This is a genomic window from Roseateles sp. (assembly GCF_047654805.1).
In the GTDB taxonomy this organism is placed as follows: Bacteria; Pseudomonadota; Gammaproteobacteria; order Burkholderiales; family Burkholderiaceae_C; genus Pelomonas.
On record NZ_JASGIV010000001.1, the window covers coordinates 1,597,950 to 1,616,595 of the forward strand.

At 65.6% G+C, this 18,646-nt stretch carries 16 protein-coding genes and 1 other RNA gene; 7 read left to right on the forward strand and 10 right to left on the reverse strand.

What is annotated here, in order from left to right; all coding sequences use genetic code 11:
• Positions 1-9: 9 nt before the first annotated feature.
• The 8 genes from QM732_RS07320 to gyrA all read right to left on the reverse strand — a co-directional run bounded on the left by QM732_RS07320 (position 10) and on the right by gyrA (position 10,696).
• Positions 10-309 carry an integration host factor subunit beta gene (locus tag QM732_RS07320; protein WP_056202110.1) on the reverse strand — a complete coding sequence of 100 codons (300 nt, stop codon included), beginning with the start codon at positions 307-309 and terminating at the stop codon, positions 10-12.
• 120 nt (positions 310-429) lie between these two features.
• Entirely contained in the window at positions 430-2,145 is a 1,716-nt protein-coding gene (gene rpsA, locus QM732_RS07325) for a 30S ribosomal protein S1 (RefSeq protein ID WP_415655519.1), read from the reverse strand.
• Positions 2,146-2,359: 214 nt separating this feature from the next.
• A complete protein-coding gene (locus QM732_RS07330) occupies positions 2,360-4,360 on the reverse strand; it encodes a bifunctional 3-phosphoshikimate 1-carboxyvinyltransferase/cytidylate kinase (protein ID WP_415655520.1) in 2,001 nt (666 codons plus the stop codon).
• Positions 4,360-5,256: a prephenate dehydrogenase gene (locus tag QM732_RS07335; protein ID WP_415655521.1), complete on the reverse strand. Its 897-nt coding sequence runs from the start codon at positions 5,254-5,256 to the stop codon at positions 4,360-4,362. Before QM732_RS07335 ends, QM732_RS07330 begins: the two co-directional genes overlap by 1 nt.
• Before the next feature lie 9 nt (positions 5,257-5,265).
• Entirely contained in the window at positions 5,266-6,363 is a 1,098-nt protein-coding gene (pheA, locus tag QM732_RS07340) for a prephenate dehydratase (RefSeq protein WP_415655522.1), read from the reverse strand.
• Positions 6,356-7,444 (reverse strand): 3-phosphoserine/phosphohydroxythreonine transaminase, encoded by a 1,089-nt coding sequence (gene serC / locus QM732_RS07345; RefSeq protein ID WP_415655523.1) that lies wholly within the window; start codon positions 7,442-7,444, stop codon positions 6,356-6,358. The genes pheA and serC overlap by 8 nt, the downstream gene beginning before the upstream one ends.
• 13 nt (positions 7,445-7,457) lie before the next feature.
• Positions 7,458-8,045, reverse strand: a complete 588-nt coding sequence (locus QM732_RS07350; RefSeq protein WP_415655524.1) for a DUF2059 domain-containing protein — start codon at positions 8,043-8,045, stop codon at positions 7,458-7,460.
• Between the two features lie 5 nt (positions 8,046-8,050).
• On the reverse strand, positions 8,051-10,696 hold the full coding sequence (gene gyrA / locus QM732_RS07355) for a DNA gyrase subunit A (RefSeq protein WP_415655525.1): 2,646 nt from the start codon (positions 10,694-10,696) through the stop codon (positions 8,051-8,053).
• 266 nt (positions 10,697-10,962) lie between these two features.
• Between gyrA and ompA the strand changes: the two genes are divergently transcribed.
• From ompA to QM732_RS07390, 7 genes are all read left to right on the forward strand, one after another.
• On the forward strand, positions 10,963-11,619 hold the full coding sequence (gene ompA, locus QM732_RS07360) for an outer membrane protein OmpA (RefSeq protein WP_415655526.1): 657 nt from the start codon (positions 10,963-10,965) through the stop codon (positions 11,617-11,619).
• Between the two features lie 76 nt (positions 11,620-11,695).
• Positions 11,696-12,400, forward strand: coding sequence for a bifunctional 2-polyprenyl-6-hydroxyphenol methylase/3-demethylubiquinol 3-O-methyltransferase UbiG (gene ubiG / locus QM732_RS07365; RefSeq protein WP_415655527.1), 705 nt, complete (start codon positions 11,696-11,698; stop codon positions 12,398-12,400).
• Positions 12,401-12,408: 8 nt separating this feature from the next.
• The gene (locus tag QM732_RS07370) at positions 12,409-13,077 is read left to right on the forward strand and encodes an HAD-IA family hydrolase (protein ID WP_415655528.1); all 669 of its coding nucleotides are present in this window, start codon (positions 12,409-12,411) and stop codon (positions 13,075-13,077) included.
• Positions 13,078-13,090: 13 nt separating this feature from the next.
• Positions 13,091-13,463: a transfer-messenger RNA gene (ssrA, locus tag QM732_RS07375) on the forward strand.
• 472 nt (positions 13,464-13,935) lie between these two features.
• Positions 13,936-15,327 carry a group II intron reverse transcriptase/maturase gene (gene ltrA, locus QM732_RS07380; RefSeq protein WP_415659321.1) on the forward strand — a complete coding sequence of 464 codons (1,392 nt, stop codon included), beginning with the start codon at positions 13,936-13,938 and terminating at the stop codon, positions 15,325-15,327.
• A 205-nt stretch (positions 15,328-15,532) separates the two neighbouring features.
• Positions 15,533-16,876 (forward strand): tyrosine-type recombinase/integrase, encoded by a 1,344-nt coding sequence (locus QM732_RS07385; protein ID WP_415655529.1) that lies wholly within the window; start codon positions 15,533-15,535, stop codon positions 16,874-16,876.
• 256 nt (positions 16,877-17,132) lie between these two features.
• Positions 17,133-18,083, forward strand: a complete 951-nt coding sequence (locus QM732_RS07390; RefSeq protein ID WP_415659348.1) for an IS481 family transposase — start codon at positions 17,133-17,135, stop codon at positions 18,081-18,083.
• Here the strand turns inward: QM732_RS07390 and QM732_RS07395 are convergent.
• The gene (locus QM732_RS07395) at positions 18,080-18,256 is read right to left on the reverse strand and encodes a hypothetical protein (protein WP_415655530.1); all 177 of its coding nucleotides are present in this window, start codon (positions 18,254-18,256) and stop codon (positions 18,080-18,082) included. The genes QM732_RS07390 and QM732_RS07395 overlap by 4 nt on opposite strands.
• Before the next feature lie 129 nt (positions 18,257-18,385).
• On the reverse strand, positions 18,386-18,622 hold the full coding sequence (locus tag QM732_RS07400; RefSeq protein WP_415655531.1) for a hypothetical protein: 237 nt from the start codon (positions 18,620-18,622) through the stop codon (positions 18,386-18,388).
• Between the last annotated feature and the right edge of the window lie 24 nt (positions 18,623-18,646).

Consider the following 18,646-nt stretch of genomic DNA (forward strand, 5'->3'; position numbering starts at 1 on the left):
CAGCCGACCTCAGGCGTCCGTCACGGGAAGATGCTTGTCGACAGCTTCGCGCAGCGCCTTGCCGGGCTTGAAGTGAGGGGCCAGCTTCTCGGGGATCATGACTTGCTCGCCGCTGCGCGGGTTGCGGCCCACGCGGGGCGGACGGCGGCTGATGGAGAAGCTGCCGAAGCCACGGATCTCGATGCGGTGGCCGCGCGCCAGGGCGTCACTCATCGCGTCGAGGATGGTCTTGACCGCGAACTCGGTATCGCGTTGGGTCAGTTGGCCAAATCGTTCGGCGAGCACGGCGACGAGGTCGGAGCGGGTCATGGCAGAGCGGCTTTGTAGATCTTGGAATTGAAACAGGCCCGCTGGCGAGGCCGGCGAGCCTGTGGGGAGCATACCCGGCCCCAGAGCGAATGGCTCGGGGCCGGGCGGTCAACCGAGGGCTTAGTTGCCCTGGTTGTCCAGCTTGGCGCGCAGCAGGGCGCCCAGGCTGGTCGTGCCGGCGTTCTCACGCTCGTTCGACTGGCTGATGCGCTGCATGGCTTCTTGCTGGTCCGCATTGTCCTTGGCCTTGATGGACAGCTGGATGTTGCGGGTCTTGCGGTCGACGTTGACGATGACGGCGGTGACTTCGTCGCCTTCCTTCAGCACGTTGCGGGCGTCTTCCACGCGGTCGCGGGAGATTTCCGAAGCGCGCAGGTAGGCCATCACACCGTCAGCCAGTTCGACTTCAGCACCGCGCGGATCCACGGTCTTGACCTTGCCGGTCACCGAGGCGCCACGGTCGTTGATCGTGGTGAAGGCGGTGAAGGGGTCGCTGTCCAGCTGCTTGATGCCCAGCGAGATGCGCTCGCGCTCGACGTCCACGGCCAGCACGACGGCTTCGACTTCCTGGCCCTTCTTGAAGTTGCGAACGGCGGTTTCGCCGGACTCGTCCCAAGACAGGTCGGACAGGTGCACCAGACCATCGATGCCCTGGGCCAGGCCCACGAACACGCCGAAGTCGGTGATGGACTTGACCGGACCCTTGACCTTGTCGCCGCGCTTGACGTTCTCGGCGAACTCTTCCCACGGGTTGGCCTTGCACTGCTTCATGCCCAGGGAGATGCGACGCTTGTCTTCGTCGATTTCCAGGACCATGACTTCGACTTCGTCGCCCAGCGAGACCAGCTTGCTGGGGGCGATGTTCTTGTTGGTCCAGTCCATCTCGGAAACGTGCACCAGGCCTTCGATGCCCGGCTCGATCTCGACGAACGCACCGTAGTCGGCGATGTTCGTGACCTTGCCGAACAGGCGCGTGCCGGTCGGGTAGCGGCGGGCCACGCCGAACCAGGGGTCGTCGCCCAGCTGCTTGATGCCCAGCGAGACGCGGTTCTTCTCGGCGTCGAACTTCAGGACCTTGGCCGTCAGTTCCTGGCCGACCGTCACCACTTCGCTCGGGTGACGGACACGGCGCCAGGCCATGTCGGTGATGTGCAGCAGGCCGTCGATGCCGCCCAGGTCCACGAACGCACCGTACTCGGTGATGTTCTTGACCACGCCGTTGACGATGGCGCCTTCGGACAGCGTCTCCAGCAGCTTCGCGCGCTCTTCACCCATGGAGGCTTCGACCACGGCACGACGCGACAGCACAACGTTGTTGCGCTTGCGGTCGAGCTTGATGACCTTGAATTCCATGGTCTTGCCCTCGAACGGGCTCATGTCCTTCACCGGGCGGGTGTCCAGGAGCGATCCGGGCAGGAAGGCGCGGATGCCGTTCACGAGAACGGTCAGGCCACCCTTGACCTTGCCGGAGACGGTGCCGGTCACGAAATCGCCGGACTCAAGGGCCGTTTCCAGGCTCAGCCAGGAGGCCAGGCGCTTGGCCTTGTCGCGCGACAGAATGGTGTCGCCGTAGCCGTTCTCGATGGCGTCGATGGCGACGGAGACGAAGTCGCCGACCTGGACTTCCAGTTCGCCCTGGTCGTTCTTGAATTCGTCGATGGGCACATAGGCCTCGGACTTCAGGCCGGCGTTGACGACGACGAAGTTGTGCTCGACACGAACGACCTCGGCCGAGATCACTTCGCCAGCGCGCATGTCGGAGCGCTGCAGCGACTCCTCGAACATGGCGGCAAAGGATTCCATGCCAGAAGCTTGGGCGGTTTGGGTTTGGGACATGTTGGTTAGATCCTGATGCGCCGGCAGCCAATGGGAGCCACCGGGCGCGGCGGTGTAGGCAAGCCTACGGGGTTAGGTTGTTGACATCGCCGGCCACGGGCAACTTGCGTTACTCATGGCAACCGAACTGGCGTTCGGCGCTGGCCGGCGGGCCTTGTGCCTTGCGGCGTGGCTTCTCAGGCCTGGGCCGCGCTGACCGTTGTCGAAACCGCGGTCAGAAGGGCCTGCGCTTTTGCCACCAACCGAGCACCTGATCCACCGAGGCTTCGATGGTCAGCGCCGAGTTGTCGAGCATCTGCGCGTCCTGCGCTGCGACCAGCGGCGAGGCCGAGCGGTTCTTGTCCCGTTCGTCCCGCGCCTCCAGATCTTCGCGCAAGCCCTCGATATTAGCGGAAATTCCTTTGGAAATCAATTGCTTATATCGGCGTTCGGCGCGCGTGGCAGCGCTGGCGGTCAGGAAGACCTTGAGCGTGGCGTCCGGGAAGATCGCTGTGCCCATGTCGCGGCCGTCGGCGACGAGGCCCGGCAAGCGGCGGAAATCCAGTTGCAGCTGGTGCAGGGCCACCCGCACCTCGGGGTGGGCCGCGACCTGGGAGGCCAGCAGCCCGGTGGCCTCGGCGCGCAGGCGGGCGCTGACGTCCTCCTGTCCCAGGAACACATGACCTTCGCTGAAGCGCAGCTGCAGCGTCGGCACGATTGCGGCGACGGCCTTGCCGTCGTCCAGGTCGATGCCGGCGCGGCGCGCGGCCAGGCCCGTGACGCGGTAGAGGGCGCCGGAATCCAGCACGCCAAAGCCAAGCGCCTTGCCCACCTCGTCGGCCAGCGTGCCCTTGCCTGAGGCGGTCGGGCCGTCGATGGTGATGACGGGCACATCGGTCGCTTCGACGCTGACGACGCCGAACAGCGTCTCGAAGTAGTCCGGAAAGGTCTTGGCGACGCAGTGCGGTTCCAGGATGCGCACCGGCACGGCGGCTTTGGTGACCAGGCCGTTGAAGGCGGCCAGCGAGAAACACATCGCGACGCGGTGGTCGTCGTAGGTATGGATGGCCGCCGCCTTCCAGGCTTGCAGCGGCTGTACGCGGATCCAGTCCGGCCCTTCTTCGACCGTCGCGCCCAGCTTTCGCAGCTCGGCGGCCATGGCGGCAATGCGATCCGTCTCCTTGACGCGCCAACTGGCGATATTGGTCAACGTCGTCGGGCCGTCGGCATAGAGGGCCATGACGGTCAGCGTCATCGCCGCGTCGGGAATGTGGTTGCAGTCCAGCGTGATGCCCTTCAGCGGCCAGGCGCCGCGGCGGACTTCCAGCCAGTTCGGGCCGGCTTGCACCTCGGCGCCCATGGCCGCGGCAGCCTCGATGAAGCGGACATCGCCCTGCAGCGACTCGCTGCCGACGCCTTCGATGCGGATGGGTGTGTCCTTGGCCGCGATGGCGCCCAGGCCCACGAAGTAGGACGCCGACGACGCATCTCCTTCGACGAACACTTCGCCTGGCGAGACGTAGCGGCTGCCTGCCGGGATGACGAAGGCTTCCCAGGCCTCGCGTTTCACCGCGATGCCGAAGCGTGCCAGCAGTGCCAGCGTGATCTCGATATAGGGTTTGGAGATCAGCTCGCCGATGACCTCGATGCGGATGTCGCGCTCTGCCACCAGCGGCAGCGCCAGCAGCAGCGCGGTCAGGAACTGGCTGGAGACATCGCCGCGCACGCGCACGGGGGTGTCCAGTGCCAGCTCGGAGGGGCCGCGCAGCCTCAGCGGCGGGTAGCCGGCATTGCCGAGATCGTCGATCTCGCAGCCCAGCCCGCGCAGCGCGTCGACGAGGTCGCCGATGGGGCGCTCGTGCATGCGAGCCACCCCTGAGACCTCGAAGCTGCCGCCCTGGGTGGCAGCCAGCACCGCGAGTGCCGCGGTCAGCGGGCGCATGGCCGTGCCGGCGTTGCCAAGGAAGAGCTGGGCGTGCTTCGCCAGCAGTCTGCCGCCGAGGCCGACGATGCTGACCGTGTCGCCATCCTTGACGACGCCGCAACCAAGGGCTCGCAGCGCCTCCAGCATGACGGCGGTGTCGTCGGAGGCCAGCAGGTCGCGGACGACCGTGCGGCCTTCGCTTAGCGCCGCAAGCAGCAGCACGCGGTTGGAGATGCTCTTGGAGCCGGGCAGGCGCACGGTGCCTGCGGCGCCGCGCAGCGGCGGCAGGTCGAGAAAGGGGATCTTGAACATCACTTGCCGGCCGGGCGGCCGGGAGGGAGGGCAGGAAGGGTGTTGCCCCAGGCTTCGCGGCCTTCGGCGATGGGCCGCAGTGCGGCTTCGAGTGCTGCTGCGTCGCCGGCTTCGATCAAGGCCTCCAACTGGTCCAGCATGGTGCGAAAGCGCTTGGACTGAGCCAGTACCTCGTGCTTGTTGGCAAGCAGTATGTCGCGCCATACGGCCGGCTCGCCGGCGGCGATACGCGTGAAGTCGCGGAAGCCCGGGCCCGCCAGGCTCAGGTAGTCGCGCGCGGCGGGCTGCTCGGCAATGGCCTGGAAGTAGGCGAAGGCCAGCAGGTGCGGCAGGTGGCTGACGGCGGCGAAGGCGGCATCATGGTTGTGAGGCCGCATCTTCAGCACCGTGGAGCCCAGCGCCGACCAGACGTCGGTCGCGCGCTGCACCAGCACCGGGTTGGTGAAAGGCTGGGGTGTCAGGATGACCTGTCGGCCTTCGTACAGCGAGGCCTCGGCGTGCTGCACGCCGCCCGATTCCTTGCCGGCGATGGGGTGGCAGGGCACGAAGCTCGCGGCGCGTTCACCCAAGGCGCGGCGCGAGGCCTCGATGACGTCGCACTTGGTGGAGCCGACATCCATGAAGAGCACGCCCGGATTCACGAGGTGGCGAATGGCCTTCAGCGTGCTTTCGGTGGCCGAGACTGGCACGGCGATCAGCACGACGTCCGAGCCCGAAACGGCCTGCAGCGCCGACTCGGCCGCCACATCGATGACGCCGAGCTTCTTGGCAAGGTCTGTCGTCGACGGCGACTTGCTGTAGCCGACGACGCGCTTCACCAGGCCGGCCTTCTTCATTGCCAGCGCGAAGCTGCCGCCCATCAGGCCGCATCCGATCACGCCAAGCTGCTGGAACATGGATCGCCTTTACGCTTTGACCGGGTAGGCGCCCAGCATCTTGAAGAAGGCGCAGAGCTCGCGCAACTCCGCCAGCGCCGCGGCGACATGGGGCTGGCTGGGGTGGCCATCGAGGTCGATGTAGAAGTAGTAATCCCACTGGCCGGTGCGCGCTGGGCGGGACTCCAGGCGGGTCATGGACACGCCGTGGGTCTTCAGCGGCACCAGCAGATCGTGCATGGCGCCAGGCCGGTTGGGCACGGAGACGACCAGGCTGGTGCAGTCGCGGCCGGTGGCCGGCGGCGTGGCCATGGTCTGCGGCAGGCAGATCACGGCGAAGCGGGTGCGGTTGTAGGCCTCGTCCTGGATGGCATGGGCCGTGATGTGCAGACCGAAGAGGGTGGACGCACGCTCGCTGCCCAAGGCGGCCCAGGCCGGGTTGGTGGCGGCAAGGCGGGCGCCTTCGGCGTTGCTGGACACCGCGCGACGCTCGGCATCCGGCAGGTGCTTGTTCAGCCAGTTCTGGCATTGGGCCAGGGCCTGCGGGTGCGCCAGCACGGCCTCGATGCCGTGCATGGATGGCTCCTTGCGCATCAGGTTGTGCCGGATCAGCAGGCTGACCTCGCCGACGACGTGGCAGGGCGTGTGCAGGAACAGGTCCAGCGAGCGCGTGACGACACCCTCCGTCATGTTCTCGACGCCAACGACACCGAACTGGGCGCCGCCGCTGGCCGTGGCATGGAAGACGTCGTCAAAGCTCGCGCAGTAGGTCATGTCGGCAGCGCCACCGAAATACTCGATGGCGGCCTGCTCGCAGAACGTGCCGACCGGGCCCAGCACCGCGACCCGCTGCGGCGATTCCAGCGCCAGGCAGGCGGACATGATCTCGCGCCAGATCGCCGACACATGTTCGGCCTTCAGAGGGCCTGGGTTGGCCGCGCGGATCTTGTCTATGACCTGGGCGACGCGGTCGGGGCGAAAGAAGGGTGTGCCTTCGGCGCGCTTGATCTCCCCGACCTGTTCGGCGACGCGGGCGCGCTGGTTCAGCAGTTCCAGCAGTTGCTTGTCCAGGCCGTCGATCTGGTCGCGCAGCGCGAGCAGGGCCTGGGAGGCGATGGGTTCAGCCATGGCGGGCCTCGAAATCCTTCAGGAAGCCGACCAGCGCCTGCACGCCCTCCAGCGGCATGGCGTTGTAGAGGGAGGCGCGCATGCCGCCCACTGACTTGTGGCCCTTGAGCTGCAGCAGGCCGGCGGACTTGGCTTCGGCGAGGAAGCTCTCGTTGAGCGCCTCGTCCCTGAGGAAGAAGGGGATGTTCATGCGCGAACGGCAGGCGGCGTCGACGCGGTTCTCGTAGAAGCCGGATGCGTCCAGCGCCGAGTAGAGCAGGGCGGCCTTGTCGATGTTGCGCTGCTCGATGGCCGCGAGGCCGCGTCGGCCGGCGTACTCGAGGCCCTTGACCCACTGGAAAACCAGGCCCGCGACGTAGATGCCGAAGGTTGGCGGCGTGTTGTACATCGAATTGTTTGCCGCCACGGTCTCGTAGTTGAAGGCCGTGGGGCAGATGTCCATGGCGCGGCCCAGCAGGTCTTCGCGAACGAAGACGAGCGTCAGCCCGGCGGGGCCGATGTTCTTCTGCGCGCCGCCGAAGGCCAGGCCCACGCGGGTCCAGTCGATCGGGCGGGAGAGAAGGTGCGAGGAGCAGTCGATGACCAGCGGTACGCCGTTGGCGATGTGCGGCAGGTCGTGGAATTCGACGCCGTCTATGGTTTCGTTGGTGCAGACGTGCACATAGGCGGCGTCGTTGCGCAGCCGCCAGTCCGTGGGGATGCTGCGGCCGGTGCCTTCGGCGGCGATCTGCACGTCAGCGTAGCGCCGCGCCTCGATCGCGCTCTTGCGCGACCAGGAGCCGGTGACGACGACGTCGACCTTGCCTCCACGGCTGAGGTTCAGCGGCACGATGGCGTTCTCGCCCAGGCCACCGCCCTGCATGAACAGGATGCGGAAGTTGGCCGGCACCGCCAGCAGCTCGCGCAAGTCGGCCAACGCCGTGTCCAGGATGGTGCCGAACTCCTTGCCTCGGTGGCTCATCTCCATGACGCTCATGCCGCTGCCGTGCCAGTCCAGCATCTCGGCGGCCACCCGGCTCAGTACAGGTTCAGGCAGGGTGGCGGGGCCGGCGGAGAAATTGAACGGGCGGGACGAGGTCATCGAAAAGTGAAAGCTACTTCTTGGGCGCAGGAGCGGGTGCCGCTGCCTTGGGCGCGGAGGCACCGGGTGCCGGCAGCCCCAGATGCTTGCCGACGTTGGTGTTCAGTGTCTTGAAGCGGCCATCCAGCGTCGGGCCGACTTCGGCCATGACCTTCTGTGCCACGGCCTTCTGCAACTCGATGCTGGCGAGGCCAAACTTCTGACTGACCGGGGATTCTGCCCAGGCCAGGATCTGCTTCAGTTCGTCCTCGCTGAAGCGTTCGTCCAGCAGCGCCGAAGCGGTATTCGGGACGGCCTTGAAGATCTTGTCCTTCAGGTAGGGCACGTTCTCGTCGATGAACTTCTTCAGCTCCACGTCCATGGCCTTGGCCGTGGCTTCGCGCTTCTCGGCAGGCAAATGCTGCAGCGCAGCCCGGCCCGCCTGGGTCAGCTGCGAGAGCGGCCCCTGGATGATGCTGGCGGTCAGGCCTTCGGCCAGCCCTTGCTGTTGCAGCGCGGCGATCTTGTCGATCAGGGCCTTCTTGGTCGGCGACGGCTGGGCCAGCGCGGTACCTGTGGCTAGGGCCAGTGCGAGGGCCAGGCCCAGCTTGCGAGAGGTCATGTCAGTCAGTCCTTGGAGGCTTCAGGGGATTCGCCGGTCGAGTCAGCTTCGCCGCCGCCTTCAGAGCCCGTATCGGCCTCGTTGGCGTCGTTCTCTACGATGCGCTGCAGACCCGACAGCTTGGCGCCATCATCCAGCGCGATCAACGTGACACCCTGCGTCGCACGGCCGAGCTCGCGGATCTCGCCGACGCGGGTGCGCACAAGCACGCCCTTGTCGGTGATCAGCATGATTTCGTCTTCGGGGCGCACCAGCGTGGCGGCGACGACGCGGCCGTTGCGCTCGCTCTGCTGGATGGCGATCATGCCCTTGGTGCCACGGCCATGGCGGGTGTACTCGACGATGGAGGTGCGCTTGCCGTAGCCGTTCTCGGTGGCGGTCAGCACGCTCTGGGTCTCGTCCTCGGCGACCAGCATGGCAATGAGGCGCTGGTCGGGTTCCAGCATCATGCCGCGCACGCCGCGGGCGGTGCGGCCCATGGGGCGCACGTCGTCCTCGTCGAAACGCACGGCCTTGCCGCCGTCACTGAACAGCATCACGTCGTGGTGGCCATCGGTGAGCGCGGCGCCGATGAGGTGGTCGCCCTCGTCGAGGTCGACCGCGATGATGCCGGCCTTGCGCGGGTTGCTGAAGTCCTTGAGGGACGTCTTCTTCACCGTGCCCATGGCCGTGGCCATGAAGATGAAGTGGTCTTCAGGGAAGGCGCGGAACTCGCCCGTCAGCGGAAGCACGACGGTGATCTTCTCATCGGCCTGCAGCGGGAACATGTTGACGATGGGCTTGCCGCGCGAATTGCGACTTCCCTGCGGTACTTCCCAGACCTTGAGCCAGTAGACCCGGCCGCGGTTGGAGAAGCACAGGATCCAGTCGTGGGTGTTGGCGATGAAGAGCTGGTCGATCCAGTCGTCGTCCTTGGTCGCCGTGGCCTGCTTGCCCCGGCCGCCGCGGCGCTGGGCCCGGTACTCGCTCAAGGCCTGGCTCTTGATGTAGCCGGTGTGCGAGAGCGTCACGACCATGTCGGTCGGCGTGATCAGGTCTTCGGTGCCGAGTTCCTGAGCGTTGTGTTCGATGACGCTGCGGCGCGCACCCAGCTTGGTCTGGCCGAACTCGGTCTTCAGCTGGGTCAGCTCTTCGGCAATGATCGTCGTCACGCGCGAGGGCGTCGCCAGGATGTCCAGCAGGTCGGCGATCTCGGCCATCACTTCCTTGTATTCGCCGACGATCTTGTCCTGCTCCAGGCCGGTCAGGCGCTGCAGGCGCATCTGCAGGATTTCGCCGGCCTGTGCTTCGGACAGGCGGTAGAGGCCGTCCGGCTGCATGCCGAACTGGGCTTCCAGGCCCTCGGGGCGGTAGGCAGCGCTGCCGCCCTCGGCACGCGCCAACATCTCGCGCACGAGCGACGAATCCCAGCTCTTGCTCATCAGCGCGGCCTTGGCCACCGGGGGCGTCGGCGAGGACTTGATGGTCTCGATGAACTCGTCGATGTTGGCCAGCGCGACGGCCAGACCTTCCAGCACGTGGCCGCGCTCGCGGGCCTTGCGCAGTTCGTAGATCGTGCGGCGGGTCACCACCTCGCGGCGGTGCTCCAGGAACACGATGATCATGTCACGCAGATTGCACAGCTTGGGCTGGCCGTCGACGAGCGCGACCATGTTCATGCCGAAGCTGTCCTGCAGCTGGGTCTGCTTGTAGAGGTTATTCAGCACCACCTCTGGGACTTCGCCGCGCTTGAGTTCGATGACGACGCGCATCCCCGACTTGTCGGACTCGTCCTGGATGTGGCTGATGCCCTCGATCTTCTTCTCGTGCACCAGCTCTGCAATGCGTTCGAGCAGCGTCTTCTTGTTGACCTGGTAGGGAATCTCGTCAACGATGATCGCTTGGCGGTTGCCCTTGTCGATGTCCTCGAAGTGCACCTTGGCGCGCATCACCACGCGGCCGCGGCCGGTGCGGTAGCCATCGCGCACGCCGGCCAGGCCATAGATGATGCCGGCGGTCGGGAAGTCGGGCGCCGGGACGATCTCCATCAGCTCGTCCACCGTGCACTCCGGGCTCTTCAGCGCGAACAGGCAGGCGTCGACGACCTCGTTCAGGTTGTGCGGCGGGATATTCGTCGCCATACCCACGGCGATACCCGCGGAGCCGTTGACCAGCAGTTGCGGCAAACGGGTGGGCAGAACCAGGGGTTCCTTATGGCTGCCGTCGTAGTTGGGGCCGAAGTCGACGGTTTCCTTGTCGATGTCCGCCAGCATTTCATGAGCGATCTTGTCGAGGCGAATCTCGGTGTATCGCATTGCCGCGGCGTTATCGCCGTCGATCGAACCGAAGTTGCCCTGGCCGTCGATCAGCATGTGGCGCAGGCTGAATGGCTGCGCCATGCGGACGATGGTGTCGTAAATCGCCGAGTCGCCGTGCGGGTGGTATTTACCCATCGTTTCACCCACGGCCTGTGCACTCTTGCGGTACTTGGCGTTGTAGGTGTTGCCCATCTCGTTCATCGCGTACAGAACGCGGCGATGCACGGGCTTGAGGCCGTCGCGGGCATCGGGCAACGCACGGCCGACGATCACGCTCATCGCGTAATCGAGGTAGGAACGGCGCATCTCCTCCTCGAGGCTGATCGGGAGGGTTTCCTTGGCGAACTGGGTCATGCGGGCTTGATCTCGCGTGCGCTACACGGGCGCGACGTCGTCAGGGTGTAGGTGAAAGGCGCAAATTCTACGCGGCGCGCCCCATGTAGCAGCAGCGCAACATCGTCACGGTGCCCATGAACGTAGGCCGCCACAATGCATCCGTCCCGGTGCCCGCATGGCACAATCGTCGAGTCCCTAGGAGAAACCCTAAAGTCTCTCCTGAGGTTAGAGGTTCGAGTACAGACTCTCGCAGGGCAACTGCGGCATTCCTTGAGAGGAGAATCATGAAGAAACTGAATCGCGTGGCGTCGCTGTTTGCGATGGCTGCGGTCGCCGCCGCGGCATCGTCGGCGTCGGCACAAGCCATTGACAACTGGCGCGCAACCGACGGCACCGTCTGGAAGAACGGCACCAACGAATACTGCTGGCGCGACAACTTCTGGACGCCGGCGACGGCTGCCAAGGGTTGCGACGGCGAAATCAAGCCGGCACCCAAGGCCGAAGAGCCCAAGCCCGTTGCTCCCCCGCCCCCGGTTCCCCCGCCGGCGCCTCCGAAGCCCGTGCCCCCGCCGCCCGCTCCGGTCAGCGAAAAGGTCACCTTTGCTGCTGACGCCTTCTTCGACTTCGACAAGTCGACGCTGAAGCCCGAAGCCACCGCCAAGCTGGATGACCTGGTCAGCAAGACCAAGGGCATCAACCTGGAAGTCATCATCGCCGTCGGCCACACGGACTCGATCGGTAGCGATGCCTACAACCAGAAGCTGTCGATCCGTCGCTCGGAAGCCGTCAAGGCCTATCTGGTGAGCAAGGGTGTCGAGCCGAACCGCGTCTACACCGAAGGCAAGGGCGAGAAGCAGCCCGTCGCCGACAACAAGACCGCGGAAGGCCGCGCCAAGAACCGCCGCACCGAGATCGAAGTCGTCGGTACGCGCAACAAGTAAGCTCAGCGCCTTCGGGCGCTTTGCGCAAAGCCCCGCACGGCCCGCCGTCGGGGCTTTTCTTTTTTCCGAATCCGTCATGACGATCAACGCCGACCCGCAAGAGCTCGCCAAATTCGGCGAGCTGGCCCACCGCTGGTGGGATCCCGAAAGTGACTTCAAGCCCCTGCACCAGATCAACCCGCTGCGCCTGGGCTGGATACAGCAGCTCTGCCCGCTGGCGGGCAAGCGCGTCGTGGACGTCGGTTGCGGCGGCGGCATCCTGAGCGACTCCATGGCGCGGGTGGGTGCCCAGGTGCTGGGCATCGACCTGTCGACCAAGCCCCTTCGCGTCGCCGAACTGCATGCAATGGAGGCCGGCACGGAAGGCGTCGAGTACCGCGAGATCGCCGTCGAGGCCCTGGCGGCCGAACAGCCGGCCGGCTTCGATGCCGTGACCTGCATGGAAATGCTGGAGCATGTGCCCGACCCAGAGTCGGTCGTGCGGGCCTGTGCGACGCTGGTCAGGCCCGGCGGCTGGGTGTTCCTGTCGACGCTGAACCGCAACGCCAAGGCTTTCTTGCTCGCCATCGTCGGTGCCGAGTACGTGCTGAACATGCTGCCCAAGGGCACGCACGAGTACGCGCGCTTCCTGCGCCCGTCCGAGCTGGCGCAGTTCTGCCGCGATGCGGGTCTCGAGCCGCAGGCAAGCCGCGGCCTGGCCTACAACCCGGTGACGCAGCGCTACAGCCTTGGCAGTGACACGGGCGTCAACTACCTGATGGCCTGTCGGCGCCCGCTGTAGTGAGGACGTTGGCGCCGCGCTGGGCGCAGTTGCGCGCGGTGCTGTTTGATCTTGACGGCACGCTGATCGACAGCGCCGAGGATCTTGCACGTGCGGCCAACACCATGCGTGCCGAGCGGGGCCTGGCGTTGCTGCCGCTGGCGCAATACCGCCCGCACGGCGGATCGGGCGCCCGCGGCATGCTGGGCCAGGCCTTTGGCAGCGCGCCGGGCCAAGCCGGCTATGAGGAGCTCAGGCGCGAATTCCTAGACCGCTACGAAGGGATGATGTACGACCGCACCAGGCCTTTTGCGGGCATCGAGGCGGAGTTGGCGGGCTTGGCTGCGGCCGGGCTGGCCTGGGGCATCGTCACCAACAAGGCCGAGCGCTTCGCGCTGCCGCTGACTGCCGCGCTGGGCTTGGCCGCGGCCGCCGTCGTCGGTGGCGACACCACCGGCCACGCCAAGCCCCATCCTGCACCGCTGCTGGAGGCAGCACGGCGTCTGGGCGTACCGCCACAGGCCTGTCTCTATGTGGGAGACGATGAGCGCGACGTCGTGGCCGGGAAGGCTGCCGGCATGGCGACGGCGGTGGCGGCCTGGGGCTATCTGGGGGCGCAGGCCGATCATGGCTGCTGGGGCGCCGATATAGAACTGGCGGCGCCCGGCGATCTCTTGAAACAGCTCGGCTTGGCCTAAGATACACGGTTCTGGGGCCGACCTGGTTTCGACGTGGGTGCGGATCCGGAGTAGGGCATGTCGAGCACCAGTCCGCTCGTAAAACCACTGGAAACAAAGTAACTGCAAACGACTCTACGTTCGCACTCGCCGCTTAATTGCGGTTGAGCTTCTCAACGGCAGGCCGATGGGCCGGGCCGAGTTCCGCAAGGGGCAAGGCTGAGAAGTCACTCACATCGGCTGGTGTCGTACCGGGTCACTCGGTGCGGCGCGAGATTTAGTGACTGGCGGGAAGACTAGCGTGCCACTGCGCGAGTTGACCGCGAGATTCAAATCAGCCGGCTAAACATGTAGATCTGCCCGGTGATGGCTTGCGGACGGGGGTTCAATTCCCCCCGGCTCCACCATCTTCTGGTGTCATGAGGGTTCATGACCACCCAAGCGCCTAAGTGAATCAAGCACTTAGGCGCTTTTTTCAGTGCGCCCAGCATGGGCGCACTCCTACGGGTGCAAGTCCCGTCGTAAGTTGATCACGACGAACGAAGCGAAGCGCAACTGCGTGAGGGCGACCGAGCGTGGGAAGGAAGCGTGGAGCGCAAACCGCGAGCCGATGAACAAGAACCGCATAGAAGGCGCTGCCGAGCAGGGCGAGCGGGCTGAAAACCGCGAAGCTCTCGTGATCAAGGCGAGGCGGCGTAGATGCGGCGGTTGTGCGGTGAAGGAGCGCGTGCCTTACCTGGGGACGCCTCGCCTTATGGCTGAAAGGCCGACGGCGCTGCCGGAGCGAGGTCTCAGCAGAGGTCGTAGTAGCTGGGTAGCGGGGCCGCCGAGGCCGCCAGCGAGAGGCGAAGGACCGAACGGGAGTGAGTGACCAAGGACGTGGGAATGCCAAAGGCCATGCGTCAGATGCCGGCAGCGTCCGGGCGGGTAGGCGTAGCGCACGGTGAAGCCGGGCGTGATCCTGCCAGTGACGAAGCCTGCGGCCCGTCCCATGAACACCAGGGCACAGGGTCGGCAAAGCAGACGGTGGGGGCTGGCACCCTGCTGGAAGCGGCGCTGACGAGAGAGAACCTGCAAGCGGCCTGGAAGCGGGTCAAGGCCAACAAGGGCGCAGCGGGCGTGGACGGGCTCGACATTGAGCACACCCAGCGCCTGCTGCAAACGAAGTGGCCGCAGATCCGCCAAGAGCTGCTGGCGGGGCGATACCGGCCATCGCCGGTACGGCGGGTGATGATCCCCAAACCGGACGGCAGCCAGCGCGAGCTGGGCATCCCGACGGTGACGGACCGGTTGATCCAGCAGGCACTGCTGCAAGTGCTGCAACCGCTGATCGACCCCAGCTTCAGCGACCACAGCCACGGGTTCCGCCCGGGCCGGCGAGCGCACGACGCGGTGAAAGCCGCGCGGGCGTATGTCCAGTCCGGCAAGCGCGTGGTGGTGGACGTAGACCTGGCGAAGTTCTTCGACCGGGTGAACCACGACATCCTGATGGACCGGCTCAAGAAACGCATCCCGGATATGGCCGTGCTGCGGCTCATCCGCGCGTACCTGAACGCCGGGATCATGGAGGGCGGGGTCAAGGTGGATCGAGACCAGGGCACGCCGCAAGGCGGGCCACTGAGTCCGCTGCTGGCCAATGTGCTGCTCGACGAGGTGGACAAGGCACTGGAGGCGCGGGGCTACAGCTTCGCGCGCTATGCCGACGACGCCAACGTCTATGTGGGCAGCGTGAAGGCCGGCGAGCGGGTGATGGCGTGGCTCAGGAAGCTGTACGGCAAGCTGAAGCTTCAGATCAACGAAGCCAAGAGCGCGGTCTGCAGCGTCTTCGGACGCAAATTCCTGGGCTACACGCTGTGGGTGGCTAAGGGGCGCGAGGTGAAATGCAAAGTGGCTCACAAGGCCCTGAACAACTTCAAAGCGCGCATCCGGCAACTCACCGGCCGCTCAGGCGGGCGCAGCATGGCGCAGGTGGTGCAAGGGCTGCGGCCCTATCTACTGGGTTGGAAGGCGTACTTCGGGATGGCGCAAACACCAACCGTCTGGCGCGAGCTGGACGAATGGCTACGCCACCGGCTGAGGGCCCTACAGCTTAAGCACTGGAAACGCGGAACGACTATGTATCGGGAACTGCTGGCGCTGGGCGCCCGCGCTGATGTTGCTCACCGTGTAGCGGCCAACAGCCGACGCTGGTGGCGTAACAGCGCAAAGGGACTCAATGCGGTCCTGGACATTGCGTCGTTCGACCGACTTGGCCTGCCCCGACTCTCCTGACCTCAAGCTCTCGAACCGCCGGGTGCGGACCCGCATGCCAGGTGGTGTGGCAGGGGCGCCTCCTCAAGGAGGCCCCCTATGCCGATTTTCAGACCATCCCATATTCGCCCTTTGCATCCCACCCTGGGCAGCACAACAATTTGCACAACAGCCTTTTGAGGCCGATCCCGGCCAGGAGTTGTGCGGTATGGCAGGAACAGATCTCTTGAGCGACAGCGCCGTCAGGGCGACGCAGCGACGAGCCAAGGACGAAGGGCGTGTCATCACAATAAATGACGGCGCAGGCCTGACGCTCGAGGCGCAACCCTCCGGCACCGGCTGGTGGCGCATCCGTTATTGGGTGGATGGCAGGGCCAACCGCATGAGCGCCGGCTCGTATCCAGACACCACGCTGGCCATGGCGCGGCAAAAGCGAAACGACGCGCGCCGGGGTCTGGCGGGAGGCACTGACCCCGTGGCAGCCAAGCGTGCGAAGAAGGCGGCAGTGGCCGCGGCGCGCGAGCGCGAGAAGCTCTTGGCCGAAGGCAAGCCGCTGCCCGATTCGTTCGAGTACGTCGCTCGCGAGTGGATCGACAAGATCCACCGGGTGAAGGTCAGCGCCTCCCACGCGGACCGGACCCTGAGGCGGTTTGAGGCCGACGTGTTTCCCTACATCGGCCGCAAGGTGATGGATCAGGTGGATGCGCCGGAGCTGTTGAAGCTGCTGCGCCGCATCGAGGAAAGGGGGGCGATCGAAACGGCCCACCGAGCGAAGGATTCGTGCGGCCAGGTGTTTCGCTTCGGGATCGCGACCTCGCGCTGCTCTCGCAACCCTGCCGGCGACCTCAAGGACGCGCTGCAGCCCGTCGTGTCAACGCACCTCGCGGCGATCACCGATCCCGTGCGAACAGGCGCTCTGCTGCGCTCGATTGTGGACTACCGCGGCACGCCCGTCGTTCGCGCAGCACTTCGCCTGGCACCGCTGGTCTTTCAGCGCCCGGGGGAGCTTCGCAAAGCGGAGTGGGCTGAGTTCCAACTCGATGAAGGGGTCTGGGAGATCCCGCCCGAGCGAATGAAGCGGGACAAGAAGGGCAAGGCGCACGGCATCTCGCATCTCGTTCCGCTGCCCCTGCAGGCGGTGGAGATCCTCAAGGACCTGCGGCTGCTGACTGGCTCAGGGCGGTATGTTTTTCCAGGCCATCGAACGACCGAGCGTCCTATGAGCGACAACGCCGTTCTGTCGGCGCTCAGGCGCATGGGCTATCCAAAGGAAGAGATGTCGGGGCACGGCTTTCGAGCAATGGCTCGGACCATGCTGGCAGAGCGCTTGTCCGTCGACGAGGCAGTCATCGACGCGCAGCTAGCTCATGCCGTGAAGGATGCGAACGGGCGTGCCTACAACCGTACCGTTTGGCTTGAGCAGCGCCGTCGCATGATGCAGCTTTGGGCCGACTACCTTGAGGGACTTCGTGAGGCTGGCGATGCTGCGCTTACTCGGAATGCCTGGCCGCTTCGGCCTATGACTGCTGCGCAGGCTGTTGGAGCCACCGACCAAGAGGCATCCCGTTAGCCGCTTCTCGCGTTGGTTCTCGTGCAGGGCTTTGCACGCAGCCAGCGCGTACTTCGAGCCGTTGGCGCCCGCACCCGAGGGCGGCTGTAAGGACATTCGCTGGACTCCGGCCTTGGCGAAGCAGTTCGCGGTGCTCGCGCGAGATCGGGACGGCGCCTAGCTGTGAAGCTTCAACAGGTTGTGTCGGGTGTTCACCCGGGCTGAATTTGAGAGACTGGAAATCGCCAAACCCCCAGTCACTCAGGAGAGCAGCCGGATGAACACCCACAAGCATGCCCGACTCACCTTCGCGCGTCGACTCCAGATGGTCCAGCAGCTCACCTTCGAAGGGTTCTCTTTCGCCCAGGCCGCAGCCGAGCACGGCGTGACACCGGCGACGGCCCGCAAGTGGCTGGCCCGCTATCTCGCGGGCGGTGAATCTGCTCTGGAAGACGCGTCTTCACGGCCCGCCAGATCCCCGCGTTCGATCTCTGCGGCCAAGGCGCTGTTGATCGTGGAGCTCAGGCGCCGACACCTGCTGCAAGCGCGCATCGCACGCTCGGTGGGCGTTTCCGAGTCGACCGTCAGTCGCGTGCTGGCGCGCGCCGGGCTCTCCAAACTCAGCGACCTCAAGCCGGTCGAGCCCGTGCAGCGCTACGAGCACGAAGCGCCGGGGGATCTGCTGCACATCGACACCAAGAAGCTCGGGCGTATCGTGCGGCCCAGCCATCGCGTCACCGGCGACCGCCGTGACAGCGTGGTTGGTGCTGGATGGGAAACCTTGTTCGTGGCGGTCGACGACCACGCGCGCATCGCCTTCACGCAGATGCAGCCCGATGAGAAGACTCCGCAGGCCGTGCAGTTCCTGCGCGATGCCGCGGCGTACTACGCGTCGTTGGGCGTGCGGCTCAAGCGGCTTCTGACCGACAACGGAGCGGCCTTCCGGTCGCGCGACTTCGCTGCGGCTTGCAAGGAGTTGGGCATCCAGCATCGCTTCACGCGGGCCTATCGACCACAGACCAACGGCAAGGCCGAGCGCTTCATCCAGTCAGCGCTACGGGAGTGGGCCTACGGCTGGACTTACCAGAACTCCCGGCATCGCACCGCCGCCCTGGCCAGCTGGATGCATCACTACAACTGGCATCGCCCGCATAGCGGCATCGGCGATGTCCCACCAATGACCAGGCTCAATGCTTCAGGACATAACGTCTTGACGCTTCACATCTAGAGCACTGCGTCGCCGCCCTTCATGGCCTCAAGGCGCCCCTGGACCACGGCAAGCTGCTCAGACAGCTCCAGCGAGAACGAGGGGTCGCGACCGAGGTGATTGCAGATGGCGCTCAGGATCGCCGTGTGTAGCCAATTGGTCGCCTCAAGATCCACGGTGCGCGAGTCTTCCATGAACTCCTCCTCCGTTGGCTCGGCCAGCAGAGCAGCGCAAGTGCTTCGACTTAGACAGCAAGCGACGTCATGCTGACCTCATGAAACATGCCCGGCGCGAGGCCGGGCAATGCCGCAGGGAAGGCGCCTTCATGGTGCCAGGCGGCGGTCTGACGCTATCGCAACCTTGCCGGCGCAGCACGTCTGCGGCGAACTTTCGGTCTGCAGTGCCGTCATTTCGCATTCGGCAATGAAGTTCGCCCATTGTTCTAGGGCGGCTCGGCGCTCGGGGACTTCCTCCCGCACGTCGTAGATGGCTTTCATGCCTTGCAGGACGTGATTCAAGGCGATCTCGGAGATCTCGTTCGAGATGCCCATGTTGCGCATGTGTCCCTTCGCCGTGCTGCGTGT